This window comes from Curtobacterium sp. MCLR17_045 (genome assembly GCF_003234405.1).
In the GTDB taxonomy this organism is placed as follows: domain Bacteria; phylum Actinomycetota; class Actinomycetes; order Actinomycetales; family Microbacteriaceae; genus Curtobacterium; species Curtobacterium flaccumfaciens.
The window spans coordinates 21,153-31,607 of record NZ_QKTB01000034.1; the positions used below are offsets into that span (position 1 = coordinate 21,153).

Below are 10,455 nucleotides of genomic sequence, written 5' to 3' on the forward strand. Positions count from 1 at the left end.
ACACCCACCACAGAAAGCGAGTCCCCCATGGACATCGGAGTCTTCATCCCGATCGGCAGCAACGGCTGGCTCATCTCCACCACCTCGCCCCAGTACAAGCCCTCGTTCGACCTGAACCTCGAGATCGTGCAGAAGGCCGAGGCGTACGGCTTCGACTTCGCCCTCTCGATGATCAAGCTGCGTGGCTTCGGCGGCCCGAGCGGCTTCTGGGACGAGAACCTCGAGTCCTTCACCCTGATGGCGGGTCTCGCTGCCCGCACCGAGCGGATCCGCCTGTTCGCGACGACCGCCGTCCTGACCATCCCGCCGGCGATCGCGGCACGCATGGCGGCGACCGTCGACTCGATCTCGCACGGCCGCTTCGGACTGAACCTGGTCGCCGGGTGGCAGAAGGCGGAGTACGACCAGATGGGCCTCTGGCCGGGCGACGAGGTGCACTTCAAGCGCCGCTACGCCTACCAGACCGAGTACATGCAGGTGATGAAGGAGCTGTGGGAGACCGGCCGGAGCGACTTCCACGGCGAGTACTTCCAGATGGACGACTGCCGGATGCTCCCGCGGCCGACGTCGCACATCCCGATCGTCTCGGCCGGCCAGTCGTCACAGGGCATGGCGTTCGCCGCGGAGTACTCGGACTACAACTTCTCGATGGGCGTCGGCGTGAACACCCCGACGGCCTACGCCGAGCAGAACCAGGCCCTGCTCAAGGCCCGTGAGAAGACCGGCCGGGACGTCGGCTCCTACGTGCTCTTCATGGTCATCGCCGACGAGACCGACGAGGCCGCCCAGGCGAAGTGGGAGCGGTACAGCGACGGGGTCGACGTCGAGGCCATCGCCTGGATGACCGGGCAGGCGCTCACCGACGCCGAGGGCGAGGAGGGCAACACGGCCAAGCGGATCTCGCTGCCCGAGGGCGCCGTGAACATGAACATGGGCACGCTCGTCGGCTCCTACGAGCACGTCGCGGCGATGCTCGACGAGGCCGCGGCGGTCGAGGGCACGAAGGGCATCATGCTGGTGTTCGACGACTTCCTGCAGGGGATGGACGACTTCGGCACCCGCATCCAGCCGCTGATGCGCACCCGCGAGGGCGTGGCGTCGGCTGCTCCGAGCGCGGTCACGGCATGAGCGCCGCAGCGAGCCGTCCGGTCATCGAGGTCGCGGTCGTCCAGGCCGGTGAGGTCCCCGCCGACCACGACGTCGCCCTCGACGAGCTCATCGCCCTGTTCGAGGAAGCCGCCGTCGGCGCCGACCTCGTCGTCTTCCCCGAGCTCTGCACCACGCCCTACTTCTGCGGCGTGGTCAACGACAGCCGGAAGTCCTGGGCACAGCCCGTCCCCGGTCCGGCGACCGCCCGCTTCGCGAGTGCGGCGAAGCGTCTGGGCACCGCCGTCGCCTTCGGTCTGTACGAGGACGCCGGAGGTGCCCAGTACAACAGCGCGGTGCTCATCGACGCCGACGGCACGCTCGTGCCGGGCACCGACGTGCACGGCGAACGAGTGGCGTCGTACCGCAAGACCTCGATCCCGACGAACGCGATCTCCGACGTCGACGAGAAGCACTACTTCGAAGCCGGGTCCGGACCGGTGGTGTTCGACGCGCTCGGCACCCGCTTCGGCATGCTCATCTGCTACGACCGGAGCTTCCCGGAGTACTGGCTCGCGTCACGGGCCGCCGGCGCCGAGGTGATGCTCGTGCTCGTGTCCTCGATGGGCTTCCGCGAGACCCTGTTCACCCAGGAGCTGCAGGTCCGCGCGCTCGAGACCCAGACGTGGGTCCTCGCCCCGAACCGCGGCGGCGAAGAGACCGTCGACGGCAAGACCGTCAGCTACTTCGGTCGGTCCTCGGTCGTCTCACCACGGGGTGACCTGGTCGTCTCGGCCCCCGCCCACCAGGCGGGGCCGATCATCCGGGCCACCATCGACGTCGGCGAGGTCGCGGCAGCCCGCCGGGACTTCCCGCTCGGACGTGACCGGCAGCCCGGGGTGTTCCGGTACCTCGCCGACGCCCACGCAGCGGCGGCGGTCCCCGCGTGACGGACGTCGCCGCCCTGGTCCGCGGCACCATCGCACCGCAGCTCGACCGCGCGCTGGCCGCGAGCCGCGCGAACCCGTTGCCCGCCGCCCCGTCGGCGCTGCCCGCGGAACCGGCCCACAGCGCGCAGCTGTTCGGCCGGCTCCTCGACGCAGCGGTCGATGGGGCCCCGGCGCCGACCGCTGCCGGTCCGGACGACGACCTGGCGGCCTCCCGGGCTGCCACAGACCCCGCCGCCGCCTCGGTCGTCGAACTCCTCGCCGCGTACCGATCCGGCACGACGACCCCGTCCGAGGTCCTCGCCGCACTCGCCCCGCACTGGACGAGCGACGACGTCTGGTCCGACGCCGTCCTGCGCCTGGTGCAGGGGGCCGAGGAAGCCGCCGCTGAGTCCACCCGCCGCTGGGCGGACGACGACGCCCGGCCGCTCGAGGGGATCCCGTTCGCCGTGAAGGACATCATCGACGTCGCGGGGACGATCGTCACGAGCGGCTCGCTCCAGACCGGTGACCGTGTGGCCCCGGCCGACGCCACCGTCGTGGCCCGGCTCCGCTCCGCCGGCGCGATCCCGGTGTTCACGGCGGCCACCACCGAGTTCGCCTGCGGCGGGCCGCACAACGCCCGGTACGGGGCCGTTCGGAACCCCTGGGACCCCGAGCGCTGGACCGGTGGCTCCTCGACCGGGTCGGGTTCGGCGCTCGCCGCCCGGATCGTCCCGCTCGCGCTCGGGTCGGACACCGGCGGGTCGATCCGCGTGCCGTCCGCCCTCTGCGGGACCACCGGGATCAAGCCGACGTACGGGCTCGTGCCACGCACCGGGGTCGCGAGCCTGTCGTGGACCCTCGACCACGTCGGACCGATGGCACGCTCCGCGGAGGACCTCGCGCTCGTCCTGCGGGTCATCGCCGGCTCCGACGGCCAGGACCCGACGACGTTCCCCACCGTCCCGCTCATCGAGGCCGCGCCGGAACGGGTCGAGGGGCTCCGGATCGGGGTCCCGCTCGGCTGGTTCACCGAACGCGTCGACCGTGCGGTGCTCGATGCACACGCCGCGGCGGTCGAGCGGTTCCACGAGCTCGGTGCGACCCTCGTACCGATCGAGTTCGACGACCTGGAGTCGATCGACTCGGAGTGCTGGACGGTGTTCTACGGTGAGCTCGCCGCGAACCAGGAGGCCAACGCCGGCACGGCCGACCTGTTCGACGCCGGGACCCGCGCCCGGTTCGACGTGTCGTTCCTGCCGACCGCTGCCGACTACCTCCGGGCACTCCGCCGTCGCCCGCTCGTGCAGGCCGCGATGGTCACCCGGATGGACGAGGCCGGCGTCGACGTGGTGCTCACCCCCGGGATCGGCGCCACCGCCCCGCGACTCGACGACCTGACGATGTCGGTCGACGGCGAGCGCTTCAACCTGCACGACGTCATCCCCCGGAACACCCGGCTGTTCGACTACGTGGGGTTCCCCGCGCTCATGATGCCGGCGGGCACCGCGCCGGACGGTCTGCCCGTCGGCGTGCAGCTCGTCGCGCGGCCGTGGGACGACCGCCTCGTGCTGTCCGCAGCGGCCGCCTTCCAGCGGACCACGACGCACCACCGCAGGGTGCCGTCGTCGTCCGCCGTGCGAGGGCCGAGCGATCGGTAGCCGCACCGTCGACGACGGCGCCGCCCGACGACGCGCCTGGCAGGTGCTCTGCGCGTCGAGCCTCAGCGTCGTCCTCGTCTTCATCTCCTCGAGCGCACTCCTCATCGCACTCCCCGACGTCAGCCGTGACCTCGACGCCAGCGCCGTGCAGTCCAGCTGGGTGCTCCTCAGCTACATGCTCACCACGACCACCCTCATCCTGGTCTTCGGGCGCATCGCCGACCTGGTCGGTCGCCGCCGCCTCTACATCGCCGGGATCCTCGTCTTCCTGCTCGCCTCACTCGCGTGCGGCTTCGCCCCGGACGCGGCGGTGCTGCTCGGCGCCCGATTCGTGCAGGGCGTGGGCGCGGCGGCGATCGTCACCAACACGACCGCGCTGCTCACCGATGTCTTCCCGGAGTCGATCCTGTCGCTCGGCCTCGGTCTGAACGCCACCGTCGCCGCGGTGGGGCAGGTCATCGGTCCGGTCGTGGGTGGCCTGGTCGCCGAGTCGTTCGGCTGGCGCTGGATCTTCCTCGCCGGCGTGCCGATCTCACTGGCCGGACTCATCTGGTCGCTCCGGTTGATCCCGCACAGCACGCGTCCCCGTTCCGGCGAGCGCCTCGACGTGCCGGGGTCGGTCCTGTCCGTCGCCGCCGTCGGACTGCTCGTCGGTGCGGTCTCGACCGGCGGCTCGGTCGGTTGGTCGGCCGTCCCCGTCGTCGCGATGACCGGCGGCGCGGTCGTGCTCGGCGGTGTCTTCGTGTGGACCCAACGCCGGGTTGCGCACCCCCTGGTCGACCCGGCGATCTTCCGCGACCGCACCACCATCACCCTGTTCTCCGCCGCCGGGCTGTGCGCCCTGTCCAGCTACGCACTGGTCCTGCTGGCTTCCCTCTCGTTCCAGGCGGTCGACGGCAAGGACGCCGTCGACGCCGCCCTCTGGGTGCTGCCCACGCCGATCGGCACGACGGTCGCGGCGGTGAGCGCCGGGTTCCTCGCCCGCCGGGTCGCCGCACGGACGCTGTCGACCATCGGCATGCTCCTCATCGCCCTCGGCGCCGCGGTCCTCGCGGTGTCCCTCGCCGACGGCGACGCCTACGCCGTCACCGCCACCGGCCTCGGCGCGGTCGGGGTCGGCACCGGCGTGTTCATGACGCCGAGCACGTCGGCACTGATGACCCGCGTCCCGGAGCACCGCCGCGGCATCGCGAACGCCATCCGTTCGGCCCTGCAGAACGCCGGTTTCCTGTTCTCGACGGCGCTCGGCCTCGCGATCGCGACGGGCGGCCTGTCCGCGGCCCAGGCGGCTGCGGCCTACGACGGCAGCCTGCTCAGCCTGCCGTCCGGCGACGTCCAGGTGTTCGTCGACGGCGTCCGCGCCGCGGCGCTGACGTTCGCCGGCTGCGCGGCCCTGGGGGCGCTCATCGTCGCGTTCGGTCCGTTCGGGCCTCCCGACCGGGAGGCGCCACTCCGGCCCGACAGGTCGGGGCCGATCCCCGAGCCGGGGGCGTCCACGTGACCGTCCCCACCCTGGCAACGACCACCCACGACGGAAGCAGGACGCCATGACCGACGACCACCAGGACTACGCGGCAGCCGGCTTCACCGGCACGCTCCGCCCAGGACGACGCGCTGCGCTCGTCGTGGTCGATCCGGTCCGCGCCTACGTCGACCCCGACTGCGGGCTCTACGCCGGCGTCGAGGAACCCGTCGAGCGGATGCGGGAGCTCACCACCGCTGCCCGCGCCGCCGGGGTGCACGTGGCGATCACGACGATGGCGCTCTCCGCCGACGGGTCCAACGCCGGCGTGTTCTTCCGCAAGGTGCCGGCACTCGCCGCGTACCTGCCCGGCGCGTCGACCGGAGCGTTCGTCGACGGGCTCGAACCCCTCGACGGCGACACCGTGGTCCCCAAGCAGTACCCGAGCGCGTTCTTCGGCACGTCGCTGGCCGCCGACCTCGTCGCCCGCGGCGTCGACACGCTCTTCATCGCGGGGCTGTCGACGAGCGGGTGCATCCGCGCGACGGCCACGGACGCCATGCAGCACGGGTTCGTGCCGATCGTCGTGCGCGAAGCCGTCGGCGACCGGTTGCCGAGCGTGCACGAAGCCAACCTGTTCGACATCGCCGCCAAGATCGGCGAGGTCTGGCCCATGGACCAGGTCCTCGAGCACTGGGACGCGGCATGAGCACCACGACGCGCATCGAGGCGCCGGTCCGGGGCCGGCCGCGGAGCGCTGCCGTCGGCGAGTCCGTGTACACCGCGTGCGTCGAGATCCTGGCCGAGGGCGACCCCCGCGCGTTCACGATCCGGGCCGTCGCCGACGCGGCCGGCGTGGGTGCGGCGACGATCTACCGGCGCTGGTCGAGCAAGGAGGTCCTGCTCACCGAGACCGTGATCCGGCTGATGGAGGCGTACATCCCGACGGTGCAGGACGCCCCGATCGCCGAGGGTGTCCTCGGGCTCACCCGGGGATGGGTGCACGCCCTCGTCGCGACGCCGGTCGGTCGGGCACTCCCGCTCATCGTGGAGACCGCGTCGCACGAGCCGCGGGTCGCCGAGGCCGTCGCCGAGTGGCACCTGGACCGGCGGCTTCGGGTGAACGCGATGCTGCAGCGGGCGATGGACGCGGGCGACCTGCGACCGGACGTCGACCTCGGCATCGCCGTGGACCTGCTCGGCGGGCCGACGTTCTACCGACGCGTGTTCGTCTCGCTCGACATCCAGGCGCCCGACTACCCGGTGCGGCTGGCCCGGGAGTTCCTACGGTGGGCCGGTTGGACTGGCGACCTGTCGACGGTGGGGGTGACCTCGTGACCGGGACCGTGCCGGAGGGGTTCGCCCCGTCCGCTGCCTGGACCGACATGGGGGTCGGGACGACACCGTCGGCACCGGGTCACTGGATCGGGTTCAACCGACGCTCCGACGCGGCCCGCCAGGTGTCCGACCTGATCCGGGCCGACATCGTCGCGGGGCGGTTCACCGGGCCGCTGCCGTACGAGTGGGAGTTGCTCGACCTGTACGGCACGACGCGGAACGTCCTGCGGGCTGCCCTCGCGTTGCTCAAGGAACAGCGGCTGCTCACCCGTGCGCCGCGATCGGGCACGTTCGGTGTGCGGCCCGTCGCCTCGGTGAGCCTGGCACGCACGTCCGACGAGGTCACGATCTACGGCGAGACGGCCGGGGGCAGCGTCTTCGAGTCGCCCCGGCTCAGCATCGTGCACCTGTGCGTGCAGCAGGTGACCGCCCCGGAGACCGTCCGGCGCAACCTGCAGATGACCGGCAGCAGCGCCTTCTTCGTCGAGAGCCTCATCTCGTTCGACGGCGAACCGAGCCGGGTCCGGACGAGCTGGGTCCCGCACGAGCGCTTCCCCGACCTGGTCGCCGAGCCGCTCACCGAGTACGTGCCGGACGTGCTCGTCAGGAAGGCCGGCGCGCGGCCGGAGGCACGACGGTTGCTCCTGAGCACCGTGAACGCCGACCAGTGGACGGCCGACCTGCTCGACATCGATCCCGGCCAGGCGATCTTCCACATCGAACGGCTGATGTGCCTGGCCGACGGGACACCCGTCGAGTACGGGTTCTCGCGGTACCGCGGCGACCGGGCGGTGATCGACTCCCGGATCACGTGAGGCCCGGGCGAGGATCGTCAGTCCGTGCGCACCGAGAAGACGTCGCCCGGTTGGCAGCCGAGCACCTCGCACAGTCGGGTGAGGGTGGAGAACCGGATCGCGCGGGCCCGGTTGTTCTTGAGCACCGAGAGGTTGACGACGGTCACGCCGACGCGGTCGGCGAGCTCGGTCAGGGTCATCCCCCGCTCGGCCAGCAGGTCGTCGAGGTGGCAGACGACCGCGTGGCCGTCCTCCTGTTCCGGGGGCATCAGACCAGCCCGGCCTGGTCCCGCACCATCCGCTGCGAGGCGGTGAGCGCGAACCGGAAGCAGACGACGACGAGCAGGCCGAGGTACACGGGCAGGAACTGGTGGTCGACCACCGGCGTGGGCAGGTACCCGTCCCATCCGAGCCCGGACACGACCCAGTTCCACCCCATCCGGCGGACGAACGACGGCAGGAACCCGGCGGCCAGCACCGCGCCGGCGAGCCAGTCGAGGATCCGGGTGGTCGAGCGGTCGAAGAGCCCGCCGCGTGAGATCTTCCAGGCCACCGCCGCGACCAGGGCGATGAGGGCGCTGACGAGCAGGACCTCCAGGGCGTCGCCGACGCGGATGTACCCGATCGCACCACCCGGCACGTCGGCGATCGGCGCCCGGAGCACGAGCTGGTCGGACGTCACCGTCGCACCGCCCGGAGGCTGCGGGACGGCACTGGTCTCGCGGATCCGGACCGGCACCGCCACCGTGCCCGAGGCGATCGAGTGGACGAGCAGGTCGACGTACCGCCACACGACGATCGCGATGCCGATCGCACACGAGACGACGTAGGCCAGGTAGGAGTTCCGCCCGCGGGGCGGTTCGTAGACGGGCGTGGTCATGGCTGCTTCCCCTGTCGATCATCGATACCATCGAATTTCGATGCAACGATAAACGATAGGTCCGGTGCCGGCAACCCCTACAGCAGCCCGAAGGCTGCCTGCATGCCCAGGCTCGTCCCCGCCACCAGGACCCAGAGCGCGATGCCGAGCAGCATCGGCCGGAACCCGGCACGGCGGAGCGCGGCGAAGTCCGTCGAGCAGCCGATCGCGGCGAGCGCCACCGTGATGAGGAACGAGGCGGCCGTCGCGAACCCCGGCGCCACGGACGCGGGCAGGACCCCGACCGTCCGGAGCAGCACCACCACGAGGAACCCGATCAGGAACCACGGCACCAACCGGAACACACGGAACCCGCGACCCGGCCCCGAGGCGGGAGCGAGCTGTTCGCGGGAGGCGCGGCGGGCCTCCAGTCCGGCCAGCCCGATGACGATCGGGATGATCATCAGGGTGCGCACCAGCTTCACGACGACCGCGGTGTCGGTCGCCTGGCGGCCGTAGACCGTCGCCGTGGCGACGACGGACGACGTGTCGTTCACGGCGGTGCCCGCGAAGACGCCGAAGGCGTGCTGGCTGAGGCCCAGGGCGTGCCCGAGCAGCGGGAAGGCGAAGACGGCCGCGATGTTGCAGAGGAAGATCGTCGACATCGCGTAGGCGACGTCCGCACTGACCGCACCGATGACGGGCGTCACGGCGGCGATCGCCGAGGCACCGCAGATGCCGGTCCCGACGCCGATCAGGGTGCGGAGTGCGCCCGAGACCCGGAGCAGCCGGCCGATCCCCCACGCGGCCACCAGGCAGACGACGAGCGTCGCGAGCATCACCGGCAGGGTCTCACCGCCGATCCGCAGGACCTCGCCGATGGACAGCTGCGCGCCGAGCAGGACCACGGCGAACTGCAGGACCCGGCTGGACGAGAACTTCACGCCGGGAGCCAGCGCGGCGAGTGTGCCACCGGTGCGGCGTCGGACGAGCCACCCCACGACGGCACCGATCAGGACGGCGGGGACGGGACCGCCGACCACCGGGACGACCCGGCCGACGAGGGTGGCGACGATGCCGATCGCCACGGCGAGGGCGACACCGGGTACGGCGGCACGGACGGACTGCATGGGAACAGCATGTCGCGCTCGCGGACGATCGGTGGCCGTGACGGGCAGGATGGCACGGTGGAGTACTCGGGGGAACGGTGGGTGCAGCGGCTGCGCGACGGGGAGATGCCGAAGCGGGGGCCGGCGCTGCTCGCGGCGGTCATCACCACGGCGGTGGGGCTCGCCGCGCTCGTCGCCGAGTTCGCGTTCCCAGACTTCCTGCGCGGCATCGACAGCGCCCGGACACAGGGATCGTTCGTGCTGTGGCCGATCGTGGTCGCGGGGATCGGGGTGCTGCTGGCCGTGTCGACGCTGTCCGCCGGGCGAGGCGACCGCCGGACGCTCGCGCGCATCGGAGCGGGCCGGGCACCCCGGTTCCACCTGCCCGTGCTGACGTCCGGCCTACGCACCTCCGACGACTTCCCGAAGCCCCGGCCCGAGGTCTGGACCGTCGACGAGTTCGGCCTGCACGCGTGGGCACCGTCACGGGACGCGCCGGTGTTCGACCTGCCGTGGGCGCGCATCCGGCGGTTCTCCGTCGCGACGAGGGAGTCCCGCGGCCAGCGTGCCGACTTCGGCGTCTGGATCACCACGACCGACGGTGACGACGTGGTCGTGCAGCCCCGGTCTGCCCTCGGACGTGGGTTCGAGGCCGGACCGGACAAGCTCGACACCCTCGTGCGGGTCCTCCGCACCCTGCAGCGGGAGCTCGGCGTGGCCTCGGCGTCAGCCGACCGTCACTGAGCGGGCGGGGTGTCCCCCGTCATCACGACGCGGCCGGTCTCGTCGTTCCAGGTGAAGGTGGCCGTGGTGCGGCCGGAGGGCGCTGCGTTCGGCTCGCCGGCCTTGGCGAACCGGTAGGTCACCGTGACGGCCGAGTCGCTCTGTCGTTCGACGGTCGGCTCGAAGGCGTACTGCTGGGCAGTGGCCGTGCCGAGGTACCGGCCTTCGTGGAACAGCAGGATCGCGTACGGGGATCCTGCTGTCCCGAACTCGGGTGCGACCACGGACCAGGACAGCGGCGCGCAGGCGTCGTAGCCGGAGTAGTCGGCGTTCGCGGCGTCCCACTTCGCATCCTCGAGGCCGGCGGGCAGCGGCAGGGCCGCGATGCCATCGGCCGCAGCCGCGGCACCGCTCGACGGCCCGCAGGCCGCGCTCGGCGAGTGCCCGTGCGACGGCGTCGGACTCCGGCAGGTCGAGGTCGCCCCGGAAGAACC

At 72.0% G+C, this 10,455-nt stretch carries 12 protein-coding genes; 8 read left to right on the forward strand and 4 right to left on the reverse strand.

Going from position 1 to position 10,455, the window contains the following annotated elements:
- Positions 1 to 27: 27 nt before the first annotated feature.
- From rutA to DEJ05_RS15835, 7 genes are read left to right on the forward strand one after another with little or no spacing between them, the layout of a single operon-like run.
- A complete protein-coding gene (gene rutA / locus DEJ05_RS15805; protein ID WP_111111008.1) occupies positions 28 to 1,128 on the forward strand; it encodes a pyrimidine utilization protein A in 1,101 nt (366 codons plus the stop codon).
- Entirely contained in the window at positions 1,125 to 2,036 is a 912-nt protein-coding gene (locus DEJ05_RS15810) for a carbon-nitrogen hydrolase family protein (RefSeq protein ID WP_111111010.1), read from the forward strand. Before rutA ends, DEJ05_RS15810 begins: the two co-directional genes overlap by 4 nt.
- Positions 2,033 to 3,676, forward strand: coding sequence for an amidase (locus tag DEJ05_RS15815; protein ID WP_111111012.1), 1,644 nt, complete (start codon positions 2,033 to 2,035; stop codon positions 3,674 to 3,676). The genes DEJ05_RS15810 and DEJ05_RS15815 overlap by 4 nt, the downstream gene beginning before the upstream one ends.
- Positions 3,677 to 3,719: 43 nt before the next feature.
- On the forward strand, positions 3,720 to 5,177 hold the full coding sequence (locus tag DEJ05_RS15820) for an MFS transporter (protein ID WP_181440749.1): 1,458 nt from the start codon (positions 3,720 to 3,722) through the stop codon (positions 5,175 to 5,177).
- Between the two features lie 46 nt (positions 5,178 to 5,223).
- The gene (locus DEJ05_RS15825) at positions 5,224 to 5,847 is read left to right on the forward strand and encodes an isochorismatase family protein (RefSeq protein ID WP_111040110.1); all 624 of its coding nucleotides are present in this window, start codon (positions 5,224 to 5,226) and stop codon (positions 5,845 to 5,847) included.
- Positions 5,844 to 6,476 carry a TetR-like C-terminal domain-containing protein gene (locus tag DEJ05_RS15830; RefSeq protein ID WP_111111016.1) on the forward strand — a complete coding sequence of 211 codons (633 nt, stop codon included), beginning with the start codon at positions 5,844 to 5,846 and terminating at the stop codon, positions 6,474 to 6,476. Before DEJ05_RS15825 ends, DEJ05_RS15830 begins: the two co-directional genes overlap by 4 nt.
- Complete coding sequence (locus DEJ05_RS15835) at positions 6,437 to 7,291, forward strand: GntR family transcriptional regulator (RefSeq protein WP_146245124.1); 855 nt, start codon at positions 6,437 to 6,439, stop codon at positions 7,289 to 7,291. Before DEJ05_RS15830 ends, DEJ05_RS15835 begins: the two co-directional genes overlap by 40 nt.
- A gap of 17 nt (positions 7,292 to 7,308) precedes the next feature.
- Here the strand turns inward: DEJ05_RS15835 and DEJ05_RS15840 are convergent, their stop codons facing one another.
- The 3 genes from DEJ05_RS15840 to DEJ05_RS15850 all read right to left on the reverse strand — a co-directional run bounded on the left by DEJ05_RS15840 (position 7,309) and on the right by DEJ05_RS15850 (position 9,259).
- Positions 7,309 to 7,539, reverse strand: coding sequence for a helix-turn-helix transcriptional regulator (locus DEJ05_RS15840; RefSeq protein ID WP_071245067.1), 231 nt, complete (start codon positions 7,537 to 7,539; stop codon positions 7,309 to 7,311).
- Complete coding sequence (locus DEJ05_RS15845; protein WP_111032735.1) at positions 7,539 to 8,150, reverse strand: hypothetical protein; 612 nt, start codon at positions 8,148 to 8,150, stop codon at positions 7,539 to 7,541. The genes DEJ05_RS15840 and DEJ05_RS15845 overlap by 1 nt, the downstream gene beginning before the upstream one ends.
- 77 nt (positions 8,151 to 8,227) lie before the next feature.
- A complete protein-coding gene (locus DEJ05_RS15850) occupies positions 8,228 to 9,259 on the reverse strand; it encodes a YeiH family protein (RefSeq protein ID WP_111111018.1) in 1,032 nt (343 codons plus the stop codon).
- 9 nt (positions 9,260 to 9,268) lie between these two features.
- Here DEJ05_RS15850 and DEJ05_RS15855 point away from each other — a divergent pair, with 9 nt between their 5' ends.
- Positions 9,269 to 9,982, forward strand: coding sequence for a hypothetical protein (locus DEJ05_RS15855; RefSeq protein ID WP_111111020.1), 714 nt, complete (start codon positions 9,269 to 9,271; stop codon positions 9,980 to 9,982).
- On the opposite strand, the gene DEJ05_RS15860 is transcribed toward DEJ05_RS15855, so the two are convergent.
- On the reverse strand, positions 9,976 to 10,455 hold a 480-nt coding region (locus DEJ05_RS15860), incomplete at its 5' end, for an LppP/LprE family lipoprotein (RefSeq protein WP_111111022.1). The genes DEJ05_RS15855 and DEJ05_RS15860 overlap by 7 nt on opposite strands.

Excerpts from the sequence above, each read along its gene's own strand:
- DEJ05_RS15845 (WP_111032735.1), bottom strand. The coding sequence starts at position 8,150 with ATGACCACGCCCGTCTACGAACCGCCCCGCGGGCGGAACTCCTACCTG.
- DEJ05_RS15855 (WP_111111020.1), top strand. The coding sequence starts at position 9,269 with ATGTCGCGCTCGCGGACGATCGGTGGCCGTGACGGGCAGGATGGCACG.
- DEJ05_RS15840 (WP_071245067.1), bottom strand. The coding sequence starts at position 7,539 with ATGCCCCCGGAACAGGAGGACGGCCACGCGGTCGTCTGCCACCTCGAC.
- DEJ05_RS15810 (WP_111111010.1), top strand. The coding sequence starts at position 1,125 with ATGAGCGCCGCAGCGAGCCGTCCGGTCATCGAGGTCGCGGTCGTCCAG.
- DEJ05_RS15830 (WP_111111016.1), top strand. The coding sequence starts at position 5,844 with ATGAGCACCACGACGCGCATCGAGGCGCCGGTCCGGGGCCGGCCGCGG.
- DEJ05_RS15825 (WP_111040110.1), top strand. The coding sequence starts at position 5,224 with ATGACCGACGACCACCAGGACTACGCGGCAGCCGGCTTCACCGGCACG.
- DEJ05_RS15850 (WP_111111018.1), bottom strand. The coding sequence starts at position 9,259 with ATGCAGTCCGTCCGTGCCGCCGTACCCGGTGTCGCCCTCGCCGTGGCG.
- rutA (WP_111111008.1), top strand. The coding sequence starts at position 28 with ATGGACATCGGAGTCTTCATCCCGATCGGCAGCAACGGCTGGCTCATC.